Below are 23,738 nucleotides of genomic sequence, written 5' to 3' on the forward strand. Positions count from 1 at the left end.
TTTTCCTTATAAACTTATCGTATTTTTATGCAGTAAAAAGTCCATTGTGTCGTATGCATTTCCTATTTCTCCAACTTTTAGTTCTTCTGGAGGAATTTTGTAAAAATTCATACAAACACCGCATGAATAAATTTTTACGCCTCTTTTTTCAAATTCTTTTAAAATTTCTATTGTTTTTTCATTTTTAGTGGTTAAAAATACGCCTTTGTTTACGCAAACTATAATTTCAGGAAGTTTTTTAAATTCGAGTGTTGTTTTTAAAAATCCTTCCATTAATATATGCCCAAGTTCTCCTTCGCCAACTTTGTCGTCTTTTATAAAAAGCACCTTATCTAAAAATTTATCATTATCTTCTTCTTTTGGTGCAATGCTGCATTCATAACCTTTTACAATCCTGATTATGGTTTCACCGTTATCCAGTTTTTCTTCTTCTGCAACCAGTCCCTGGTTTGCCGCAAATCTTTTAACATTTTGAACGGATGAAACAGAATTTACCAAAACCTCCAAAATTCCTTCGTCCATCTCTTCGAGGGCTTTTTTTGTATCAAGCACAGGTTTTGGACATGCCGCATTTCTACAGTCTATTTTTTTATTCATTTGTTACTCCTTTTGTTGTTTCGTATCCGGCAAGAGCCGCTCCAAATGCCCCCATCATCTGAGGATATTCCGGTGTATATACTTCTTTTTTTAATTTTTTTGAAAGCAATTCCCTAAGAAGTGAATTTTTAGCACCTCCCCCTGTAAAAACAATTTTGTCTTCCGGTCTAATGCTTTTGGCCATTCCGGCAAGTCTATTAGCAATTGAATCAATAATTCCATATCCTATATTCTCAGGTTTTTCTTTTTTTGCTATAAGTGAAATTACTTCAGATTCTGCAAACACCGCACACATTGAAGAAATTTGAATAACTTTGTCGGCATTTTTGCAAAAATCCCCAAATTCATCAAGCGGAATCTGGAGTTTCGCAGCCGCCATTTCTATAAATTTTCCGGTTCCGGCAGCGCATTTGTCATTCATTTTGAAATTATCAAAATTTCCACCTTCGGTTACTTTTATTACCTTGCTGTCCTGTCCTCCTAAATCAATAACAGTTCTTACATCGGAAAAGAAAAAATAAGCCCCTTTGGCATGGGCTTTTATTTCACTGATTACCGGAACGTCAAACGCTTCTTGTATCATATATCTTCCATAACCTGTTGCGACCAAAGTTTCTATTGGCTTATCTTTTAAATATTCTTTTACCTGCTCGTCGGGATTTATAACGGTATCCAATACTTTAATGTCAATTATGTTTTTATTATCATCAATTCCAACAATTTTTGTATAGGTTGAGCCTATGTCAACTCCGTAATACATTAAAATCCTTTAAATTTAACGTTCTTTTTAAATGAAATACTTTCCAAAAACGCTTCAACCCTTGTTTTAATCTGACCCATATCTTCCATTGAATAGTCTGATTCAATTCTAAGTACAGGAATGTTTTCAGCCTGAAGTCTGTCTATTACTCTTTTTGATTCTACATTGTATGTATGGCAAAAAGAGAGTGAATAATAAATAATACCGTCAGCTTTTCTTTCTTTATACATTTTGATTATTTTATCTATTCTATCATCATTTGGAGTAAAGCATGCACAGTCTATTTTCATATATCTATCGAGCATATTATTCATCAAATCATCAATGTTTTTTGCATTTTCTGTTTGGATATTGTCTTTATAATATCTGTGGCCTATGCAGGCTTCTTCGTTTATTATTGCTCCTCCTGTAGTTTCTACTATATGGTGAAGTTTCCAGTTTGGAGGCGCCATAGGCGTACCTATCACCATAATTCTAGGAGTGTCTTTTGGCACGACTGAAACTTTGTTTTTGATTCTTTCTTCAAGTTCGTCGCATAGTTCATTTACTTTTTTTGTAAATCTCTCAGGGTCATCATAAAAAGAGATTTGGTTAATTAAAAGCCCGTCTTTCCCGCTAATTGGCACAACATCAGGATACATTCCCCTTAATTTGTCAAGACGCTGCATTGCTTCTCTTTTTTTGTTTATTATTTCAATTCCCTTTTTAAGCTCTTCAAATGTAAGTTCTTTTCCTATAATTGATTCTATATGTTTTTTAAAATCATAAACTTCACTTTTCCAAAGTTTTTTTTCTTTTTCTCTTTTCATTTGAGGAATATGCATTACATGAGTTGGGTGCAATTCGTTTAAAATTTCCCACGTTTTTTTCTTAGCTTCGCAGCTTGTTTCCCCGTAAATAAAATCTGAAGCCTGTGTATACGGACATGTTTTTTGAACTTTAAATCCATACGCAGATTTAATTAAAGGGCATATATTTCTCGGTAAATCCCTTTCGGCATCTGCAATAGAAAATTCAGCCCCGCCGCATAATCCGTAACATACTCCCTCAGCCCCGACAACAATCTCTTCCGGGACAAATATACAAAAAGTTCCAACTAAAGGTTTTCCTTCTTTTTTCTTTTCTAAAATTTCTTCTATTCTTTTACCGTGTATTTCACTCATTACATAATCAAAATATTCCATTGCTTTTGGTCTGTTTTCCTGCTTTAAATAAAACTCAGGATATATTTCACCAAGAGCAGCTAAGAGTTCATTGTGTTTTTCTACATCCATTCCTAATTCTTGATACATAGGTGTGTAATCTTTAGACATACTTATCCTTTTTTAATTTTTTAATTTTTATTTTTTTAGGATAAGCCTTATCCTTTTAACAACATTTTATCTTGAAGGTTTTAGAAGTACATCATGAAGCTTTTTTGAAGTTTATGCCTCATGTGTTTCCCAGCCTGGGAGCTTAATTAGAGAATTATAACTCTTTTTTTCTTAAAGTTTGCTTAAAGTTTAAATTATTGTAAATAATTTTTTAATTTTTTCATATCTATAATGATGTATTTGTCTTTGCCGATTTTTTTCAAAATTTTTTCTTTTATCAGCTGGTTAAAAAATTTGGAAGTAGTCTGTCTTTGCGAACCGATAAAAGTTGCCAAATCTTTTATGCTTAAAGATAAGTCTATTTCAATACCTTCATCAGTTTTTTTACCGCTTTTTTTTGCAATTTCCAAAAGAAATGAAATTATTCTTCTTTTGCAGTTTTCAAAAACCAAGCCTTTAATGATATCTTTTTCAACCATCATAATATTTCTGAATGAATTTAATACAGAATTACAAAACATAGGATTATCGAAAACGGCAGAATATTTTGTAACATCAAGAGATAAAACAACGGAGTCGCTTATAAATTCAATTATAGATTCCGGATGCATTACATATATATTATTTTTCGATAAAAAATATAATATAAATTCTTTGTCTTCATATAAAAAAGAAACTTTTGCTTCACCTTCTTTAAAAATTAACAGTTTTGTTTTTTCTTCAGGATAAAATATTTCCCCTTTTTTAAAATGCATTTTTACAAATTTTGATAAATCTTCTTTACTTAAAATTTTTTCTATATCAAAACTGTCAATTTTAATTCTGCAAAATTTCATTTTAACTCCTTTTATATGGAATTATAACAAATAATGAATTATTATTCATTTGTAATCAGAGCGTCTTTTATATGACACGGTTGTTTATAAAAAAGATATATTATTTTGATGAATAAAAATCCCAAAAGGAGGAATAATGACAAAAGTACAAACCACATGTCCTTATTGTGGGACAGGTTGTAATATAGATTTGATTGTTGAAAACGGAAGAGTCGTTAAAGCGGAAGGCACTAAAAACCATCCTGTAAATGACGGTGAATTGTGTCTAAAAGGTATGTTTGGATGGGAATATATACATTCTCCAAAAAGACTGACCAAACCTTTAATCAGAAAAAAAGATGGTAAATATTCAAGAGATGGGCGTTTGGAAGAATCTTCATGGGAAGAGGCATACGCTCTTGTTGCTTCAAAATTAAAAGAAACAGTTGAAAAATATTCATCTGATAGTGTTGTGGGTTTTTCATCAGCAAGATGTACAAATGAAGAAAATTATATTTTTCAAAAATTTATAAGGGCACTTGGTTCAAATAATGTAGACCACTGTGCTCGTTTTTGACACGGTCCTACAGTAGCCGGTCTGGCTAAAACACTTGGAAGCGGGACTATGACAAACGATTTAGCGGAATTTGCAACAGATACGGATGTTTTTTTGCTTATAGGTACAAATACAAGCGAATGCCACCCTATTATAGCTATGCAGGTTTTAAGAGGCCTTGAGAGAGGTGCAAAGCTTGTTGTAATTGACATTAAAAAAACAGATATGGCAAAAAAAGCGGATATATTTATCCAGATACCGAGCGGATATAATATACCTTTAATTAATGCAATGATAAATTATATTATTCAAAACAATTTATATGATAAAGAATTTGTTGAGAAATATACAAACGGATTCGAATGGTTAAAAGAAACAGTTAAAGATTTTACTTTTGAAAAAGTGGAAAAAGAAACAGGTGTGTCAAAAGAACTTTTGATTGAAGCTACTGAATTATATGCAAAAGGAAATCCTTCCGCAATACTTTATACAATGGGAATTACTCAGTTTATAGACGGAACATATAATGTAATGGATGTTTCAAACCTTGCAGTTGTTACAGGAAATTTAGGTAAAAAAGGAGGGGGTGTCAATCCATTAAGAGGCCAAAACAATGTTCAGGGTGCAGGTGATATGGGTGCTCTTCCTGGTGATTTGCCAAGCGGAAAAGTGACTAATCCAAAAGCCCGTGAAAAAGCTGAGGAAATTTGGGGATTCAAAATAAATTCTAACCCGGGATTAAAGCTTTCTCAGGTACCTCATGCAATTGATGAGGGAAAAGTGAAATTTTTATATATTTTTGGAGAGAATCCTGTAATGAGCGATCCGTGGACGGAACATTTTATTCACGCTTTGAAAAAAACAGATTTTATAGTTGTTCAGGATATATTTTTGACAGAAACAGCCCAGGAAGCGGATGTTGTATTGCCAAGTGCGTGCTGGGGTGAAAAAGACGGAACATTTAGTAACACTTCAAGAAAAGTTCAATTGGTAAGAAAAGCTGTTGAGCCTCCTGCAAATTTAAATCCGGACTGGAAAGTAATCTGTAATGTAGCAAACAGAGTAGGATTAAAAGGTTTTAATTTTAATACGGCTGAGGAAATTTGGAATGAAGTCAGAAAATTAAATCCTTTCAAATTTAAAGGTATTACTTATGAAAGAATGGCTAAATTAAACGGAATAAACTGGCCTTGCCCCGATGAAGAGCATCAGGGAACTCCTTATTTGTATGAAGATAACAAATCTTTTTTACCTGACGGAAAATTCAGACTTGTACCTATCGGTTATACACTTGATAAAAATGAAAGAATTGTTTTAGAAAATAAATTAAGAAAAACTTTTAATATTCCTGATGATTATCCTGTAGGCGTTGGGTGTCCTAGTGAACAGCCTACAGAAGAATATCCTTGTATGTACACAACAGGCAGGAAAGTTTACCATTATCATACAGGAACAATGACAAGAAAATGCAAACCTTTGGAAATGGGAGCAGATATTATGGGACCTGTTATTGAGGTCAGCGAAGATATAGCAAGAGAAAAAAATTTGGAGAATGGATGCTATGCCGTGGTTTATAATAAAAGAGGAAAGATTGCTGCGAAAGTGTTGGTAAATAAAGACTTAAGATACGGAACTATATTTACCACATTTCATTATGCGGAAGCAGACGGAAACGAACTTACCAATGCAGAAGAATCAGACCCGGTATCAGGAATGCCGCCGCTTAAAATGTCAATAGCGGATATTAAAAAAATTTCCGAAGAAGAGTTTTTAAAAATAAGAACAGAAATTCTTAGAGAAATAGAACCTGAAATTATTGAAAGGAGGGGTTAAAATGCAATCAACAAGAAAAAATAAATTTGTTATAGCCAATCCAGAAGTATGTATAGGATGTGCTACCTGTATGGCGGCTTGTTACAAGTCCGCATATGAAAGAGGAAAACTTGCAACCCCTCGCTTGATTGTAACAAGAACTTTTAACGGAGTAATGCCTAATCAGTGTAGACAGTGTGATGATGCGCCGTGTGCAAATGTCTGTCCTGTGGGTGCGCTCACATTTGGAGATGACTGTATAGAACTGCATGAAGAAATATGTATTGGTTGTAAATTATGTACTATTGCCTGCCCTTTTGGGGCTATAAGACCTGCAGCGGAAACAATGCCTTCGGTTGATTATGCTCTTGAACCAGATACTATGCTTACACTGGAATCTGTTGCGGGATTAAAAACGGTTGCAGTAAAATGTGATTTATGCAAAGGAAGAGAAGGCGGGCCTGCTTGTGTTGAAGCATGTCCTACAGGGGCATTGATGTTTTTGGAACCTAATAAACAGGAAAACATGATTTTGGAAAAATCTGAAAAAGCAGTGGAAAAAACAGTAGAAACTTCTCACCAACATAAAGGATAAAAAATGGGAGTGGTATATTCACTTTATATAATAGCCGCTGTTACTTCTTTGGTTTTATATAAAGAAAATAAAATAGCGCTGAAAGTGGGCTTTGGTTTAACGGCATTGGCCTCGGCTTATGCTGTTTTTTATTTTTTAATTCATCTGACATCAACCGAATCTTTATCTCTTGGAAATTATTTTATCTTTAATCCGCATTTTATGCTGGATCCATTAAGAAACTTTTTTTCTTTGGTAATTTCTTTTATAGGACTGGCTGCTTCAATTTATTCAATGAATTATGCCGAAGAATATTCAAAAGCTGGAAGTCTTGGGGTAATGGCGTTTTTTTACAGTGCATTTATACTTGCAATGCTTTTGGTTATTTCAGCGGCAAATGTATTTTGGTTTATGATTTTCTGGGAATTAATGACATGGGTTTCATATTTTTTAATTTGTTTTAATGATTCTCAAAAATCTCTAAAAGCTACCATTATTTATATGGGAATTGCCCATTTCGGTGGTGTAATGATATTAATATCTTTATTGTTACTCTCTTATCAGGCGGGTTCTTTGGAATTCAGTCATTTTTATAATCTTTCTCTTTCACCTGTAATGGCAGCTATTATATTTTTATTTGCATTTTTCGGTTTCGGCTCAAAAGCGGGTATGTTCCCGCTTCATGTATGGTTGCCTATGGCCCACCCGGCTGCACCTTCTAATGTATCAGCCCTTATGAGTGGCGTTATGATTAAAGTTGCAATTTTTGGAATGATTCAAACCTGTTTATGGTTGCCTTTGACTTCATGGATGGGAATTACAATATTAATTATAGGTGCACTTTCAGCACTACTTGGTGTATTATATGCCTTAATGCAGCATGATTACAAAGCACTTTTGGCTTACCATTCAGTTGAAAATATTGGGATTATCCTTTTAGGTTTGGGAACAGGCGTTTACGGTATGGCCATACATTCTCCTGTTCTTGCGGCAGTTGGATTTTTGGCAGGTTTATATCATGTGTTAAACCATGCAACATTTAAAGGATTGCTTTTCTTAGGTGCGGGAAGCGTATTATATACAACTCACACTAAAGATATGGAAGTTTTAGGCGGGCTTGCAAAAAAAATGCCTTTAACTGCTTTTGCGTTTTTAATTGGTTCTATGGCAATATCAGCACTTCCTCCTCTAAACGGATTTGTTAGTGAATGGTTAACTTATCAGTCTATGCTTCAGGCCGCCCTTGGCGACGGAATTTTATATAGATTTGCCTTTACACTTTCAATTGTGGCTTTAGCACTTACAGGTGCACTTGCTGTATTCTGTTTTGTAAAAGTATACAGTGTAATTTTTGGCGGAGTTCCGAGAAACAGAAAAATTTATGAAAAAGCAAAAGAAGTTCCTCTTTCAATGCTTACAGGAATGTATTTATTGGTTATAGCATGTTTCGCATTCGGTCTTGGAGCAACGAAGATAGTTAATTATTTGATGAATGTGGTTTCTTCATTTGCGGGGAACTATCAGGCGACGGCAGGAGGAAATTTAGTTTCACCTTTAGGTTCAATGGTTTCAACGCCGTTTATAGCCATTATGTTAATTTCTTTCTTGGCACTGCCGTTTATTTTTGTAGTTATATATATTAATAATTCAAAAACAAAAGTAACTATCAGAGAAACTGACCCTTGGGCATGCGGATTTAAATATTCTCCAAGAATGCAGATGACTGCCGCTCCGTTTACAGGAAGTTTAAGAAGATTAATGGACTGGTTATACAGATCAGATACAAAAGTAGAAGACCAGGGATATTTTAAACCTGTAAAATTTATTTATCATGCCAGGGATATCTGGTGGAATTTATTTTATTCTCCATTTATCAAAATTACGGCCTATTTATCAGAAAAAATGAAATATTTGCAAAACGGTAATACAAATATTTACATTTTATATATTTTATTGACGTTATTTATTTTCGTCGGTATAGCATATTTGCTATAAAAGGAGAAAGCTATGAACAGTATATTTTGGATGGTAATTCAAGTTGTCACAATAGTGGCGGTTATGCCTTTTTTTGACGGAATTGCAAGAATTGTCAGGGCAAGGATGCAATCAAGAAAAGGTCCTAACAGTGTTTTTCAGACATATTACGATATTTTTAAATTATTGAAAAGAGGAGGAAAAACAACCCCTAAATATTCCCACTGGTTTTTCAGATATGCACCTTTTATGCTTTTTGCAGCAAATGCGGCAATTTTAGCCGCACTTCCTATTACTTACAGCGATAATATCAATGCCGGGGCATATGCGGATATATTTGTAATTATTTACTTAGGTGCTCTTGTAAGATTTATTTTCGGTGTTGCTTCCATGGACAGCGGTAGTCCATTTGCCGCAATAGGGGGGAGCAGGGAGCAGATGCTCGCTGTTTTTGTAGAGCCGGTGGCGATTATCTGTTTAATTGTAGTAATGCTTCTTGCCAAAACATCAAATTTAGTTGTTATTCAAAATTTAGTAAGGGAAGGCGTGGTAGGATATCAAATCCCGGCGTTTGCCGTTGCGTCAATAGCATTTCTTTGGGCAAGTTATGTTGAAACGGGAAGAAATCCTTATGATTTGGCCGAAGCTGAACAGGAGGTTCTTGAAGGAGTTGCTGGAGAATATTCAGGAAGCGATTTGGCAATAGTTGATGTGGCATTAATGATAAAACAGGTTGCAATGATAGGACTTTTTTTATCTATATTTGAACCTTGGAATTTTACAAATCCCCTTTTGGCATTATTTATTTTTATTATTGAGATTGGAATTTTTTATGTAGGCGCAACATTTATAGATAATTTGGGACCTCGTTATAAATTGTTAAAAGGTTTCAAAAAAAATGCCTCTTTTGCATTTTCGGTTGCATTTGTTGCATTAATACTTTATGTGGTAGGAGTTTAAAATGGATATGGTAAGTTTTTTGGCAATTTTGATGATAATTGCATCATTTTTGGTGTTTTCCCTTAGAAATCTTAAATTTGCAACATATGCGTATATATTAGAAACTTTGCTTTTAGTTGGTATTTTTTTTACATTGGCAGGAAAATATCAAGTAAATTCACTTTACGGATGGGCGGTTATTGCTTTTTTTACAAAAGTTTTAATTGTGCCTTACATAATTTTAAGGCTTATTAATAAACTTGGTGTCAAGTCTGAAGAAACTCCGGTAGAAGGATTTTTTGTAAGTCCGGTTATTGCTCTCGGTTTTTCTTTGGCCATTGCAATGATGCTTTTTCCTGTTTTAAAGAGTTTTGCTTTACTTAAAGAAGATATACCTTTAGTAGCGTCTTTAACTATTTATTCATTGGGAATATTTGGACTGATTTTAAGAAAAAACGCCGTTAAACAGATTTTATCATTATGTCTTTTTGAAAACGGAACACATTTAACACTTGCGCTTGTTGCTTATAATTCTCCTGAAATTGTTGATATAGGAATTTTAACAGATGCCATTTTTGCAGTAATTATCATGTCAATTTTAGCAACAAGATTTTATAAATTTTTTGGTTCTTTAGATACTTCCAAAGCAAATACTTTAAAAGGATAGGTTATGAGTATGCATTTATTATTGGCTCTTGTAATGATAATTCCGTTAGCAACGGCTATTATTATATATTTTTTACCGAACAACTTTTCCACGCTTTCAATTTTTCATGTAATAGGCTCATTTGCCACATCAATAATAGCTTTTTATGCTATTTCAAATGTTATTCACGGTGGCATATATTTTCTTTGGGACAAACTTTTTTTCTTAGATTCTGTAGGAGGAGTATTTTTGACACTTATTGCTCTGACAGGGCTTTTGATTAATATTTATGCCGTAAAATATATGCAATGGGATTTGGAAGAAGGAAAAATAGAAATAAAAGATGTTAAATTATATTATTCGTTAATGAATTTATTTATATTTACAATGATTACATCAGTAGTTGCAAACAATATTGCAATAATGTGGGCTGCGATTGAAGCAACCACACTTTCATCTGTATTTATGGTAGCACTTTACAAAAACAAAAGAGCTACTGAGAGCGGATGGAAATATATAATTATTTGTAGTGTCGGTTTGGCTTTTGCACTTTATGCAACTGTATTAATGTATGGAGCAGGATATCATGCATTAAAAAACGGTGAAAGTGCGATGCTTTGGACATCTTTATATACGAATGCAAAACTTTTAGACCCGAGTGCATTAAAATTGATTTTTGTTTTTGCTTTAATAGGATTTGGAACAAAAGCAGGTCTTGCACCAATGCATACATGGCTTCCTGACGTTCACTCAGAAGGTCCTTCTCCGACTTCAGCTATTCTAAGCGCAGTTTTATTAAAATGTGCAATATTGGCGATAGTCAGATATTATTCTGTTATAGGAGAAAACGTAGGATTTACGTATGTTCAAATACTTACACTTGTTGTATCACTGCTTTCAATATTTATTGCGGCAATGTTTATAATTCGCCAAAAAGATATAAAAAGAATGTTTGCATACCACTCAGTAGAACACGTTGGGATAATTGCTTTTGGATTTGGAATCGGCGGACCTTTAGGCGTTTTTGCAGGGCTTTTTCATACAATGGCCCATTCTCTTTCAAAAGCGCTTGCTTTTTGTGTAAGCGGAAATATTATGAAAATTTATGGCACAAGGGATATGGACAAAATGGGAGGACTTATGAAAATAAACCCTTTAACGGCGGTGCTTTTTGCCATTGCAATATTTTCATTAATCGGCGCACCTTTGCTTGCTGTATTTGTAAGTGAGTTTTTAATGGTCAAAGCAAGTATCATGACTACCCAGTATTTGCCGGTATTTTTATTTGTTGTCGGACTTGGAATTATTGTTATAGGTGTTTTGGCTCACTTTAATCATGTTGTGTTTGGAAAACCAAGAGGAGAGGTTAAAACACAAACACTCGGAGCAAATGCTCATTTGCCTTTAATAGTTTTGGGGGCTTTGATAATAGCTTTTGGAGTTTTTTATATTCAAGACTGGTATTTATTGCTTGATAATGCAGTAAAAAATATTTTACATATTTAAGGAGAAATTATGGTTGGAGATAAATTTATAAACAGATTAAAACAAAAAATTAAAATTAAGGATATTGTGAGAAATCCTGAAGATCAGATTGTTATTACAGTCGATAGAAACGATTTGCCAGAAGCTGTGAGAATGCTTTATTATGATATGGGCGGATGGCTTTCAAGTATGGTTCCAACCGATGAGAGGGAAATAAACGGATGCTATGGGGTTTATTTTATTTTATCAATGGAAGGAAGTAAAATAAATCCTGAAGATGAATTAAGTCAAAATGACAAATGCTGGATTACCGTAAGAGCTTATTTGCCTTCTACAAATCCCATTTATCCATCAGTTACAAAAAAAGTTCCGGCAGCCGTCTGGTATGAAAGGGAAGCATATGATATGTTTGGGATTGTGGCAGAAAGTTTACCTGATCCAAGAAGACTGGTACTTCCTGATGACTGGCCGGATGGAATTCATCCTTTAAGAAAAGATGCAATGGATTACAGATACAGGCCCGACGCACTCGCTCCAGAAGATGAGCCTGATTATGAATTTATAACACCGGAAGGTGAAGGCACCGTTGATGTTCCATGGGGGCCTTTGCATATTACAAGTGATGAACCGGGTCATTTCAGGCTTTTTTGCGATGGTGAAACAATTATAGATGCGGATTACAGGTTATATTATCAGCACAGAGGTATGGAAAAGCTTGCCGAAAACAGAATGAATTATGACCAGATGGGGTTTTTGGCTGAAAGGGTATGTGGAATTTGCGGATTTGCACATTCAATCGCCTGTATAGAAGCGGCCGAAAGGGCTGTCGGAATGAACATTCCTTTGCGTGCCCAGGCGATTAGGGTGATGTGTCTTGAAATTGAAAGACTGCATTCACATTTATTAAATATCGGTCTTGCCTGTGAAGTTACGGGTAATGTGACGGCTTTTATGCATATATTTAGAGTTCGTGAATACACTATGCAGCTTGCGGAATTAGTTACAGGAGGCAGAAAAACTTATGGAAACGTAATGGTTGGCGGTGTAAGAAGAGATATGAGTGCTGAAGAGATGAAAAAAGCACTGGAGCTTGTAGATAAAATAGATTCTCTTACAAGAGAGGTCTGGGATGCAGTTATGGAAGATGATGCTCAGATTTCAAGATGGAAGGGTGTTGGAATACTTGATAGAAAAGTTGCAAGGGATTTTTCACCCGTAGGCCCGAATATCAGAGGGAGCGGATTTAAAAGAGATACAAGATACGACCATCCGTATGATATTTTTGAAAAATTGGAATTTGATGTGGCAGTAGAAAATGGATGCGATGTTTTGGCAAGGGAAACCGTAAGATACAAAGAAGTATTGGAATCACTTAAAATTATAAGACAGTGTATTGAATTTATGCCAAATACTTCAATATTTATCAAGCCGCAGGATACTGTTATTAAACCAGGAGCTTTTGCATTGGGAAACGATGAAGCTCCAAGGGGGGGAAATATTCACTGGGTAATGCATGGAAATGCCCAGAAAGTATTCAGATGGAGATGCAGGGCGGCTACATATAATAACTGGCCGTCACTAAGATACCAATTCCAGGGTAACGATATTTCCGACGCAGCTTTAATTGTTACATCATTGGACCCTTGTTATTCATGTACGGAAAGGGTTACGGTTATTGATGTAAAGACCAAAAAAGCAAGAATAGTGACTCAAAAAGAGTTAAAAAAATATGCGCAGACACTTAAAAACTCTCCATTAAAGAAATAGGAGTTAAAAATGAAACTTTTAGATATATCAAAAGAAATCGGGATAATAACATATGATTATCCGTTTAAATCATATGAAGTTCCCGAAGGTTTTCGTGGAAAACCTGAATATGATTATGAAAAATGTATAGGATGCGGTGCATGTGCAATAGCGTGCCCTCCTAATGCTTTAAATGTAAAATATGACAAAGAAAATAATAAAGTAATCTGGTCTTTTGACTGCGGAAGATGTATATTTTGTGGAAGATGTGAAGAAGTTTGTCCTACCGGAGCAATAGCTCTTTCACCTTTATATGAAATGGCAGTAAGATTTGATTATAAAAATCTAAAAGAAGAGAGTGAACTTGAAGTTGTAAAATGCAAAATATGCGGTAAAGCTTTTACAACAAAAAGACTTATCAATTATGCCATAGAAAGAATGGAGGTTGCGGGTGCGGTAATTAATGAAGAAAAAATCGATTATTTGCATACATGTCCCGAATGTAAAAAATCTGGTGCCGTTGAAAAATTTATATCAGAAGAGCACTTTGGAGGTAAAAAATGAGTAAAAAACCAACAGTAATATTGCCAAATGAAATATTTGAAGCAAATAAGCTGGAAGATAAAATTAAACATTTACAAAATATAAAAAGAAGCTTTAATGTTTTTAGGATTGACTGTGGATCCTGCAACGGTTGTGAAATAGAAATATTTGCTGCTATTACTCCTATGTGGGACCCTGAGAGGTTTGGCTTTAAACTTGTTGCAAGTCCGAGACATGCGGATATTCTTGTTTGTACAGGGCCTCTTACAAGGCAGACTTATTATCCTCTTTTAAGGGCTTATGAAGCCACCCCAGACCCTAAAGTTGTGGTTGCTGTTGGGGCTTGTGGATGCAGCGGTGGTATATTTTATGATTCTTATGCAGTCTGGGGAGGTATTAAAAGCACAGTGCCTGTTGATGTGTTTGTGCCGGGCTGTCCACCTCATCCGGCAAGTATTATTTACGGACTTGCAGTCGGGCTTGATATTTTAAAACAGCGTCTTGAATATAAAAAACATGATGGAGATAGCGGGGATGCACCTGAAATTGAGAAATCTCTTTTAGACAATATTCTTTTTGAACGTGATGTTTATATGGAATCTAAAAGGCTTATGGGATATTTGTTTGGTAAAAAACTTTACAATAAATTCATTGATATTATGAAAAAATCAAAAGATCCTAAAAATCCGGAAATTACAAAAAATTCTTTTATAAAAAATATAAAAAATGAACAAGATTCAAGATACAGGGAATGTATGGTTACTTTATTCAATGAAGTTTATCTTCCTTTTTTAAAAAAACATTTTTATTTAAATATAGATAAATATAATATTATGGAAAAAATATGATTGAGGTAAACAGATTAACCAAAAGGCATGTGGACAAACCTAAAAAAATGCCAAGAGAGTTAGAGCAGATTAAAATATTTTCCACTCTTACAGGACATGGGGTGGGTACTATTGATTTTGTCGAGTGTGTTATGAAACTTGAAGATGAAGAATTTAATAATATTTTGGAAAATTCAAAAGATTATGCCAAATTTAAACTGGGTAATCTTTTGAAATACAGGGAAATAGAAATTTTTCCCGAACATATTGAAAAACTTAAAGATTCAATGGCTGAATGTGAATTAAAAAATCTTTTTTTATCCTTAAAAGAGGGATATTTTGTATTAAGGCTGAAATAATGAAAAAAGCCCTTTTGGTTATTGGTAATGATTTAAGAGGTGATGACGGCGCTGCATTATATCTTGGAAAACTGGTTGAAAAAAATTTACCTGAATGGAAAGTTTTTTTCGGTAATGATACACCTGAAGATAAAATTTATCAAATCAGGGATTTTAATCCCGATTTGCTGGTTGTTGCAGATTCGGTTGTAGGGCTTGAATCTAAAAGTGAATTTTTAGAAGTTAAATCATCTCCAGAATATATTTTTACTACCCATAATATTCCTACTCATATTCTTATTAATCTGCTTGAAAATTTTGCCAAAAAAGTCTTTTTTTTAGGAATAAATGTAAAAAAGGAAAATTTAAGCGGAATTAATATGAACCTTTCTGATGAAGCAAAAGAAAACTCATTAAATGCTTTTTTACAGATAAAAAAATTTAACTCTTTATTTAATTAAATTTTTTTAACCGTCTTTTATAAGACACAATTCTTTTTTAATTCATTATAAACTTTTATGTATTTAAATTTTAAAAAGGAGTAAAAATGGTAAAAGCACCTCATGAAACAATAGTTGCTTTATCTGACATGTCAAAACATAAAGCGGAACTGCCTATTTTAAGCGTTATTCTTCTTGCTATTATGGCCGGAAGCGCCATTGCAATAGGTGATATTTTCTGGGCTCATGCCACAGTGGGTGTTGGTGCAAAACTGGCACCAGGTATTGCTAATTTTATAGGAGGTTTTGCATTCTCCGCAGGATTGATGTTAGTTGTATTTTACGGAGGACATTTATTTACAAGTTCAGTATTGAGTGGTGTTAGCTGTTGTGAAAAAAAAGTTGGAATTTTTGGTGGAGTTGTAAGTTATTGGACAATTGTTTGGATTTTTAACTTTGTGGGAGCCGCTTTTACAGCCTGGCTTTATTACAAATCAGGGCTTCCTTTAAAATATCATGAAGCTATTTTAAAACATTTTGTTCATTTAGGAGAAGCAAAAGTATCTTTAACTTTTACAGAAGCCTTTATAAGAGGTATTTTTTGTAATGTGTTAGTTTGTATGGCTGTCTGGCTTGCTGTTGCATGTAAAGACGGTGCAGGTAAAGTCTGGGGTATCGCATTTATTATTGCGGCATTTGTTGCCAGTGGATATGAGCACTGTGTTGCTAATATGTTTATTATTTCAGAAGGTCTAATAGCAAAAGCACATTATATGGCTCAGTTTGGCGGCGATATTCATGCAGTTGCCAGTGCCCTTCATCTTCCGGCTGAAGCGATAGAACATTTAAATATAAAATCTTTTTTATTGGATAATGAATTACCTGTAACATTGGGAAATATTGTAGGTGGAGTTATTTTTGTCGGAATTGTGGCTCTTATGGCTCATAAACCCGATATTGAAAAAAGCGGTTGTAATAATCATTAATTAAATTATATCCGTCTTATTGACGGATATAAAATTAAACATGGCCGGAAAAAAATAAAAACTCCTTAGGATATTGCTTCATTCATTTTATTCCTCCTAAAAGCCCTTCTTCTTTTCCGGTCATATTTAATTTTATTTTTTTGTATAATACTTTTAAAGGAGTTTAAATGGATGCTACATATAATTTTGAAATTACAAAAATTAAAGGTGATAAAAAATTTAAATTCAATGATACCCTAATCAGGGAAATCAGATTGGATATTTATGTAAACAATGAAAAAATTGTTTCAATGATGGCTACCCCTGTTGACCAGGAAGCGCTGGCGATAGGATATTTGATAAGTGAGGGGATTATAAAAGATATTAAAGATATTGAAAATTTAAAATTAAAAAAAGACGGACTGATTGTTGATATAAAGGCAAAAATAAATAAAGAGAAGGCTAAAAGATTGAATGAAGAGGGTATAATTGTAAGTGGATGTGGAAAAAGTATCAGCGCAAATTTAGATATTGACCCTGCAAAAATAGATGCTGCAAAAATAGAGAGTGATTTTAAAATAAAAGCCTGTGATATTTCAAAGCAGATGGATGAATTTTATAAATCATGCCCTCTGTACGAACAAACCGGATGTGTGCATACTGCAAGAATTTATTTTGATGAAAATAACTATTTTGACGCAGAAGACATTGCCCAGCATTCTACTATTGATAAAGCGGTGGGAAAAGCTATTTTAAATAAATTTAATCCGCAAAATGGAATTATGATGGTAAGCGGAAGGCTCAGCAGTGAAATGGTGGTAAAAGCGGTTATGCATAAAATACCCGTTTTAATTTCAAGGACAGCTACAACCTGCCTTGGATTTAAAATAGCTGAAAAATTTAATTTGACGCTTGTGGGTTTTGCAAGGGGAGATAAAATGAATGTATATACCCATGATTACAGAATTGTTGTTTAAGGAGCAGGTATGATAAAAGAATTAATAGAAAAATATAAAAACGATGAAAATAAATTAACTTGTGCAAAAGCTTATGTTGTGGCTAAAAAAGCTGGGGTTGAACCTATCGTTGTAGGTAAGACGGCTGATGAAATGGGGGTTAGGATTACTGACTGCGGTCTCGGACAGTTTGGAGGGCTTGATTTTACGGACAATTATGAAGAAGAGATTGTAAAAGAGCTTGAAAAACTGAGTGATGATAAAAAAAGGGTTTTTTGCAAAGATGCAAGAAAATTAGCCGAAAAATATAATCTGAAAAAAGTAAGAAGTGCTATAAAAGATAACGGATTTGAGGTAATATACTGCGAACTGGGTGTTTTTAAAGAAAAAAAACGTCCACGTGCTTTTATTAAAACAAAAGTCTGGATAGAAAATCAAAAAGGTGAATTACTGTTTGGAAAAGGAAAAACTGAAATTTTAGAATTAATTGAAAAAGAAGGTTCGATTGCAAAAGCGGCTGAGAAAATGGGACTTAATTATAAAAAAGCCTGGTCGCATATAAAAACTCTTCAAAAAAACCTTGATGATGAATTGGTAACCGTAGAAAAAGGTGTAAAAGGCGGCACATATTTAACTCCCAAGGCAAAGGAGTATATTGAAATTTTTAAAGAATTGGAAAGTGAAATTCAGGAATTTGCCAATAAAAGGTTTAAAGAGCTGTTTTTAAAAAAATTAAAAGGCCCTAAGAAGAAGAATTAAAAAGATGATTAATTATATCAACATTTAATTTATATTTTCTCTTTGGCAGTTTTGTAATAATATTTTTATCCTGCAAATCTTTAAACAGTTTTATCAAGGTAGGTTTGCTGATATCAATTCTTTTCATTATTTCAGGGTAGGATAGTGAAAAATTGTAATTATCATCCAAAGAATTTACTATAAGTTTTATAACTTCCAATTGTTTGCTTTCGCACACTAAAGAAGCTAATTTAAATAAAATAGTAGAGTTTTCCAATTCTTTTTTTTGGTATTTAGGAAGCAGTGTTTCATAAATACTGTCCAATAATTCTTTTATTTTTATCGGTTTTACTAAGTAATTTGAAACTTTTTCTTTTATTGCTTCAAGCAGATAATCTGTTTCGGTATAGGCGGTTGTTAAAATAAAAGGAATTTTAAAACCCTGATTTTTTAAAAAAGAGATAAATTCAATTCCGTTTTTATCTTCTATTAAAATGTCGCTTATAATTAAATCTATATGGTTTTCTTTTAATATTTTATAAGCTTCCTGTGTATTGCTTGCCAGATATATTTTTTTAACAAAATCTTTAAGAATTTCACCTAAAGTGTTTAATAAATTTTTATCATCTTCTATATATAAAATATTAAAATTTTTCAAAATATCATAATTTTTCATTACTTGCCTTTGGTAAAATAATTTCAAACATTGCACATTTGTAAAATTTTTTTGTACCCATTTTATGAATTATATTTTTGCCTTTATTTTTCCTCCCATAAAGGATATAATCTGTTCTGCCATATAAAGCCCTATACCGGTTCCCTGCTGTTTTGTTTTAGTGGTAAAATAGGGCTCAAAAATTTTATCCATTATTGATTCATCTATTCCGCCCGCATTATCTATTATACTTATAATTATATCTTTTTTTGTTTCTTTTACCGTTATTAATATCTTTTTTTCTTTTATATCTGAATTTATCAAAGCTTCAATGGCATTTGTTATAAAATTGATACATACATGCGAAAGCTCATTCGGATAACCTAAAATTTTAATGTCTTTTTTAATATCTATTTTTAAATCAATGTTATTTTTTTGTAGAATAAAAGAAAGTAGTTTTTGAGTTTTTTCTAAGCATTCTTTTAAAGAAAATCTTTTTTTAACTTTATCAGGTTTAAAAAAGTTTCTGAAATCTTCTATTGTTTTTGACATATTTTCCGCAATCATCAATGCTTCTTTTGTTTTGTTTTCTATATATTTATTATCAAGTTTACCCAATTCATTTTTTATTTGAAAAGATTCGATAATCATGGATAAATTAGCAAGTGGTTGTCTCCATTGATGTGCAATATTTTGAAGCATTTCTCCCATTGCTGCTAATTTACTTTGCTGGAACATAATTTTATCTTTTTTCCTGATTTCATTAATTTTCTTTTCTATTCTTTTTTCAAGTGTTTTATTCATTATTTGTAATTCTTTGGTTTTTTCTTCAACTTTTTTTTCAAGTAATGTATTGATATTTTTAAATTTTTCAATAATCAAAAATATTAATGTAATTGTAATGATAAATACAATAATAATACTTATAATTGAAGCTTTCACGGCAAAAGAAAATTTTTTATCTGTGTTGTTTTTTTGAATTATTGCTTTTTTGAGGTTTATGTTAATCAGGTTTGATAAATAAATATTAATTAAATTTATATTATTAGATAGTTTTTGAATGTTGATTTCTCTTGTTGTTAAAAATTTGTTTAATTTATTGTCAATCTCTTTTTTCAGTGTTTTTATATTGTTGAATATCAGATATTCAAATGTGTTTTTTGGTATTGATTCTGTTTCTAAGTAGTTATTCCACTCTTTTTGTATTAAAATATTTGCGAGTTTTATAACGTTATTTGCTTCTTTAAAACCGATTTCTTTTCTTTTATATTGATTTATGGTTTCATAAATATTTATTTTGTATAAATCTTTTATGTGAGAAAGCTTTACAGATGAAACAAGCCTTTTCTGAAAAAGTATGTCAATATCGTTTTTAAATGAAAATATAGTATATTGGGACATAAAAATAATACTTAAAAGCAATATCGAAATTATTGAGACAATAAGTTTTGTTTTATTTAAAAAACCGGTTTTTATAAATTTTTTTATCATTGTATTTCTTTAAAAACATTGTTTTTATATTTATATAAATATGTTTTATTTAAAAGATGATTGTTTTTATATTCAATCGGAATACCTTTAAGAATGTTTTTGGGTGTTTTTTTTATAATTTTTTTTAAATGCTCCTGAGTATAGGGAAATGTTAGATGATTAAATGCGTTAATTAAAATTTTTGTTGCAAGATATGATTCAAATCCGTAAAATGTCGGCTCTGTTTTTGGATTTAATTTGTGTAGAGATGTCAGATAATTTTTGGCTTCTGTTATATTTGCCTTATAATAGGGAACAACTTCTGAAAAAATAATATTGTTTTTATTTTTTATCAAAGATATAAGTTTGTCGGGATTAACAAAAGAAATTGTAATAAATAAAACATTTTTATCTATTTTTCTGTAATTTTTAATAAACAGAGCCGCTATTTCCGCGGTTGAACCGAGAATAATAGCCTGCGGTTTTGAAGAAGAGATTGAATTTAAGGCTGAATCAATCAAATATGTGTTTCTTTCATATGTCCCCACACTTGATAATGAAAGTTTGTGTTTTTTTAACGTATCACATAAATGAAGATATATTTCATCACCGTAATCATCATTTTGATATAAAAGAGAAATTTTATTTATATGTTTTTTTAACAGATAATTTATAATGTGTTCAATTTCATCTTTGTAAGATGCTCTAAAATTAACTACATTTTTATTTTTTCTTAAAAATTCTGCACCTGTGAAAGGGGCAAAAACGAAAATTGAATGTTCATTCACAAAAGGTAAAACCGCTTTTACCGTAGGGGTTCCTGTGAGGCCGTATAACAGAAATGAATTGTTATTATAAAAATTTATAATATTCATTTTCATTAAATCGGGTTCGTATTTATCATCTTTAAAAATAAATTTAATTTTTTCTTTATTGGGAATATTGAAATTATTATAATATGCTAATGTTCCATATTTTATACTTTCTCCCATGTTTTTCATTATTCCGCTAAGAGGAAGTGAAGATGAGATTATATATTTTTTTGGAGCTGAAAAAAGAATATAAGAAATAATAATAATTATCAAAATTAAAATTAAAAAAATTTTTTTCAAAACAAACCTTTTAAAAATTTTTACTTTTTAAGCTAACTTTAAGCTTTTTGGTGTTATATTAGCATTAATCAAAAATTAAAAGGCTGCAAATGATTGAATATGCTTTTTATACAACTGAACCTTTGGATTTTCCGTTAAGTGAAAATATAATTGTAATAAACGATTCAAATACTCCTACAATTATATCAAATTCAAAAGAAACAAACCCGATAGTTTATGCCCCTGAAATTAATTTTTATATTAAACATTCAAAAGCACATATTTTGGAAAAAATTGATGTAATAAATAAATTTTATGAGATCAGGGGGATAAAATTAGATTATGCGAAATTTAACGAATATAAAAAAGAAGTTAAAAACAGGCTTTTAATTATAGGGAATAAAGAAGAAGCTGAGAATTTTGATGATTTAAAAGAATTTGACAAATATTATTCCCTTCCTGAATGGATAAAAGATATTAGTGGAACAATAGGAAATTTGAAATTTACAATTCAAAAAGGAAATGAATCAATTGATTTGGAAGTAGACCAGGCAATATGGTTTAACGCCCCTGAAATTGCATTTAAACAAAGAGGAATAGTTGATCCGTTTGATATAGGAGTGGAAAAAGCAAAACAGATTATAAGAAAAAGAGTAGGAATTTATGAATATAGAAATTATGTTACATACAATAAAGATGTATGTCAGTATCATCACAGGGTATTAAAAGAAACATGCGGAAACTGTGCAAATGTATGCCCTACAAATGCTATTATAAAAGACGATGAAACAAAAGAGCTTGTTTTTTCGCATATTGACTGTGACGGATGCGGCGGATGTGTAAGTGTTTGTCCGAGCGGTGCGTTGGATTTCAGTGCAATTCCAAGAGATTCTTTTTATGAAATTTCTAAAATTTTCAGCGGATTTATTCCTTTTATCGTGCCGGAAGATATGGTTGAAAATCTTGAAATTGAACTTCCTAAAAATGTAATGCCTTTGGTAATAGAAGGCAGAAAATTTTTGGATGAGGTTCATTTATTGACTCTGTTTCAGGACAGCGGGGCTCAAATAGTGTTTTTAAATGATAATTTTTCAAAAGGTGAAAAAGAGGCAGTTAAATTAATAAATGAGATTTCAAACAGAAAATTTGGAAAAAATGCCGTTTTATTTACCCAGAGTCCTAAAGAAGCACAAAATCTTTTAAACAAAGCAGAAAAAATACCTGAAGCAAAATGTATGATAAATGAAAACAACTTAAATAAAAGGGAGATTTTTTCAATCAGACTTTCACATTTAATTGAAAATGATGATTTAGGGATTATCGATTTAAGTGATAATAATTTCATCCATTACGGAAAAGTAGAAATTGATGAAAATAAATGTACTTTGTGCATGGGATGTGTGAGCGTCTGTAATGTCGGGGCATTAACCGCTCATGATGAAGACGGTACTTTAAAATTTGATGCTTCTATGTGTACAGCCTGCGGATACTGCGAGGTTGCATGTGCTGAAAAATGCCTTAAAGTAATTCCTGATAAGCTTGAATTAAATAAAGACTTTTTCGGACAGAAAACAATGGCAAAAGACGAACCTTTTTATTGCATAATGTGCGGGAAACCGTTTGCTCCAAAAAAAGCAATTGAGAGAATTGCAGCACAGTTATTACCTATTTTTACAGATGAATTAAAGAAAAAATCTATTTACTGCTGTCCTGAATGCAAATCGAAGCTGTTGTTCAATGAATATATAGAAAGGAAAACCAATGGAAAATAAACAATTAGAAGAAGCCAGAGCCTTTTATTACGGTTTTTTTTCAAAACTGTTTACATTTTTTGATGATGAAAAAAGATTTGAGGGGGTTAAAGAAGCTGCAAAAATTTTATATCAAAATGCGCTTGAGCCGAATTCAAAAGAAGCACTAAAACATTTTATTGAAAATTTTGATGAAAATAAATTAATTCAGGAATATGATGATATTTTTTATGATTTGGCAAACGACCCTGTGCCAACTACAGCCTCTTATTATGATGAAGAGATAGAAAATGGAAAAATGAGGGTTAAAATGGTTGATATTGTTTTATCGTCCAAATTCAGAAAAAATGAAAAATTTACTGATACAGAAGATGATATAGGTTTTATTTTGCCATTTATGCATTATTTGATTTTAGAAAAAATAAACGGAGATGAAAAAGCGGTTTGGCTTGAGGAAAAAACATTTGATGTTTTAAATATATTTATTGATGATTTTATAGAAAATGTTTATATGCATACAGCATCAGATCTTTACAAAGATATTGCCGTGGTATTAAAAGCTTTTATAGAAACAGAGAGGATGTATCTTGAAAAACCAAAACCTACTATTGAGAAAGTTTCCAAAAAAATTGATATTAAAACCGTTCAGGATGAAGAGGCAAGAATAAGAAAAGCTAAAAAGAAAAAAGAAAAAAATCTTGTTTGTAATTTGGAAGAAGGCGGGGATGTGGAAGATGATGTATAGAG

At 32.1% G+C, this 23,738-nt stretch carries 23 protein-coding genes; 16 read left to right on the forward strand and 7 right to left on the reverse strand.

From position 1 onward, the window contains the following. Nucleotides 1-6: 6 nt before the first annotated feature. The 4 genes from yedF to DZ67_RS0106125 form a co-directional block, all read right to left on the reverse strand. On the reverse strand, nucleotides 7-597 hold the full coding sequence (gene yedF / locus DZ67_RS0106110; protein ID WP_024787777.1) for a sulfurtransferase-like selenium metabolism protein YedF: 591 nt from the start codon (nucleotides 595-597) through the stop codon (nucleotides 7-9). After that, nucleotides 590-1,357 (reverse strand): acyl-CoA dehydratase activase, encoded by a 768-nt coding sequence (locus DZ67_RS0106115; protein ID WP_024787778.1) that lies wholly within the window; start codon nucleotides 1,355-1,357, stop codon nucleotides 590-592. The genes yedF and DZ67_RS0106115 overlap by 8 nt, the downstream gene beginning before the upstream one ends. Next, nucleotides 1,357-2,670 (reverse strand): double-cubane-cluster-containing anaerobic reductase, encoded by a 1,314-nt coding sequence (locus tag DZ67_RS0106120; protein ID WP_024787779.1) that lies wholly within the window; start codon nucleotides 2,668-2,670, stop codon nucleotides 1,357-1,359. The genes DZ67_RS0106115 and DZ67_RS0106120 overlap by 1 nt, the downstream gene beginning before the upstream one ends. Nucleotides 2,671-2,864: 194 nt before the next feature. Continuing rightward, nucleotides 2,865-3,506: a Crp/Fnr family transcriptional regulator gene (locus DZ67_RS0106125; protein ID WP_024790900.1), complete on the reverse strand. Its 642-nt coding sequence runs from the start codon at nucleotides 3,504-3,506 to the stop codon at nucleotides 2,865-2,867. Nucleotides 3,507-3,642: 136 nt separating this feature from the next. Here DZ67_RS0106125 and fdhF point away from each other — a divergent pair, with 136 nt between their 5' ends. The 14 genes from fdhF (at nucleotide 3,643) to DZ67_RS0106200 (ending at nucleotide 18,045) form a co-directional block, all read left to right on the forward strand. Beyond that, the gene (fdhF, locus tag DZ67_RS11305; protein ID WP_084021798.1) at nucleotides 3,643-5,874 is read left to right on the forward strand and encodes a formate dehydrogenase subunit alpha; all 2,232 of its coding nucleotides are present in this window, start codon (nucleotides 3,643-3,645) and stop codon (nucleotides 5,872-5,874) included. A 1-nt stretch (nucleotide 5,875) separates the two neighbouring features. After that, nucleotides 5,876-6,448: a 4Fe-4S dicluster domain-containing protein gene (locus tag DZ67_RS0106140; RefSeq protein WP_024787783.1), complete on the forward strand. Its 573-nt coding sequence runs from the start codon at nucleotides 5,876-5,878 to the stop codon at nucleotides 6,446-6,448. Nucleotides 6,449-6,451: 3 nt separating this feature from the next. Continuing rightward, nucleotides 6,452-8,422, forward strand: coding sequence for a proton-conducting transporter transmembrane domain-containing protein (locus DZ67_RS0106145; protein WP_024790901.1), 1,971 nt, complete (start codon nucleotides 6,452-6,454; stop codon nucleotides 8,420-8,422). A gap of 12 nt (nucleotides 8,423-8,434) precedes the next feature. Next, the gene (locus DZ67_RS0106150) at nucleotides 8,435-9,361 is read left to right on the forward strand and encodes a respiratory chain complex I subunit 1 family protein (protein WP_024787785.1); all 927 of its coding nucleotides are present in this window, start codon (nucleotides 8,435-8,437) and stop codon (nucleotides 9,359-9,361) included. 1 nt (nucleotide 9,362) lies between these two features. After that, the gene (hyfE, locus tag DZ67_RS0106155; protein WP_024790902.1) at nucleotides 9,363-10,007 is read left to right on the forward strand and encodes a hydrogenase 4 membrane subunit; all 645 of its coding nucleotides are present in this window, start codon (nucleotides 9,363-9,365) and stop codon (nucleotides 10,005-10,007) included. Nucleotides 10,008-10,010: 3 nt separating this feature from the next. Next, entirely contained in the window at nucleotides 10,011-11,492 is a 1,482-nt protein-coding gene (locus DZ67_RS0106160) for a hydrogenase 4 subunit F (RefSeq protein ID WP_084021799.1), read from the forward strand. Between the two features lie 9 nt (nucleotides 11,493-11,501). Beyond that, nucleotides 11,502-13,238, forward strand: coding sequence for a hydrogenase large subunit (locus DZ67_RS0106165; protein ID WP_024787788.1), 1,737 nt, complete (start codon nucleotides 11,502-11,504; stop codon nucleotides 13,236-13,238). 9 nt (nucleotides 13,239-13,247) lie between these two features. Next, nucleotides 13,248-13,781 carry a formate hydrogenlyase complex iron-sulfur subunit gene (locus tag DZ67_RS0106170; protein WP_024790903.1) on the forward strand — a complete coding sequence of 178 codons (534 nt, stop codon included), beginning with the start codon at nucleotides 13,248-13,250 and terminating at the stop codon, nucleotides 13,779-13,781. Beyond that, on the forward strand, nucleotides 13,778-14,608 hold the full coding sequence (locus DZ67_RS0106175) for an NADH-quinone oxidoreductase subunit B family protein (RefSeq protein ID WP_024789927.1): 831 nt from the start codon (nucleotides 13,778-13,780) through the stop codon (nucleotides 14,606-14,608). Before DZ67_RS0106170 ends, DZ67_RS0106175 begins: the two co-directional genes overlap by 4 nt. Then, nucleotides 14,605-14,946, forward strand: a complete 342-nt coding sequence (locus DZ67_RS0106180; protein WP_024787790.1) for a formate hydrogenlyase maturation HycH family protein — start codon at nucleotides 14,605-14,607, stop codon at nucleotides 14,944-14,946. Before DZ67_RS0106175 ends, DZ67_RS0106180 begins: the two co-directional genes overlap by 4 nt. After that, entirely contained in the window at nucleotides 14,946-15,386 is a 441-nt protein-coding gene (locus DZ67_RS0106185; protein WP_024787791.1) for a hydrogenase maturation protease, read from the forward strand. The genes DZ67_RS0106180 and DZ67_RS0106185 overlap by 1 nt, the downstream gene beginning before the upstream one ends. 86 nt (nucleotides 15,387-15,472) lie before the next feature. Continuing rightward, nucleotides 15,473-16,351: a formate/nitrite transporter family protein gene (locus DZ67_RS0106190; protein WP_024787792.1), complete on the forward strand. Its 879-nt coding sequence runs from the start codon at nucleotides 15,473-15,475 to the stop codon at nucleotides 16,349-16,351. Nucleotides 16,352-16,518: 167 nt separating this feature from the next. Further along, entirely contained in the window at nucleotides 16,519-17,307 is a 789-nt protein-coding gene (gene fdhD / locus DZ67_RS0106195; RefSeq protein WP_024791903.1) for a formate dehydrogenase accessory sulfurtransferase FdhD, read from the forward strand. A 9-nt stretch (nucleotides 17,308-17,316) separates the two neighbouring features. Beyond that, complete coding sequence (locus DZ67_RS0106200; RefSeq protein ID WP_051428196.1) at nucleotides 17,317-18,045, forward strand: winged helix-turn-helix domain-containing protein; 729 nt, start codon at nucleotides 17,317-17,319, stop codon at nucleotides 18,043-18,045. Here the strand turns inward: DZ67_RS0106200 and DZ67_RS0106205 are convergent. The 3 genes from DZ67_RS0106205 to DZ67_RS0106215 form a co-directional block, all read right to left on the reverse strand. After that, the gene (locus tag DZ67_RS0106205; RefSeq protein WP_024791904.1) at nucleotides 18,029-18,700 is read right to left on the reverse strand and encodes a response regulator; all 672 of its coding nucleotides are present in this window, start codon (nucleotides 18,698-18,700) and stop codon (nucleotides 18,029-18,031) included. The two genes, DZ67_RS0106200 and DZ67_RS0106205, sit on opposite strands and share 17 nt — an antisense overlap. Nucleotides 18,701-18,769: 69 nt before the next feature. After that, nucleotides 18,770-20,170, reverse strand: coding sequence for a sensor histidine kinase (locus DZ67_RS09955; protein WP_051440289.1), 1,401 nt, complete (start codon nucleotides 20,168-20,170; stop codon nucleotides 18,770-18,772). Beyond that, nucleotides 20,167-21,261: an ABC transporter substrate-binding protein gene (locus DZ67_RS0106215; RefSeq protein WP_024787797.1), complete on the reverse strand. Its 1,095-nt coding sequence runs from the start codon at nucleotides 21,259-21,261 to the stop codon at nucleotides 20,167-20,169. Before DZ67_RS0106215 ends, DZ67_RS09955 begins: the two co-directional genes overlap by 4 nt. Nucleotides 21,262-21,350: 89 nt before the next feature. On the opposite strand from DZ67_RS0106215, the gene DZ67_RS0106220 reads away from it, so the two are divergent. Continuing rightward, nucleotides 21,351-23,012: a 4Fe-4S binding protein gene (locus DZ67_RS0106220; protein WP_024787798.1), complete on the forward strand. Its 1,662-nt coding sequence runs from the start codon at nucleotides 21,351-21,353 to the stop codon at nucleotides 23,010-23,012. After that, nucleotides 23,002-23,736 (forward strand): TorD/DmsD family molecular chaperone, encoded by a 735-nt coding sequence (locus DZ67_RS0106225; protein ID WP_024787799.1) that lies wholly within the window; start codon nucleotides 23,002-23,004, stop codon nucleotides 23,734-23,736. The genes DZ67_RS0106220 and DZ67_RS0106225 overlap by 11 nt, the downstream gene beginning before the upstream one ends. The last annotated feature ends 2 nt before the right edge of the window (nucleotides 23,737-23,738 follow it).

It is taken from the genome of Lebetimonas sp. JS138 (genome assembly GCF_000523335.1).
Taxonomy (GTDB): Bacteria; Campylobacterota; Campylobacteria; order Campylobacterales; family Nautiliaceae; genus Lebetimonas.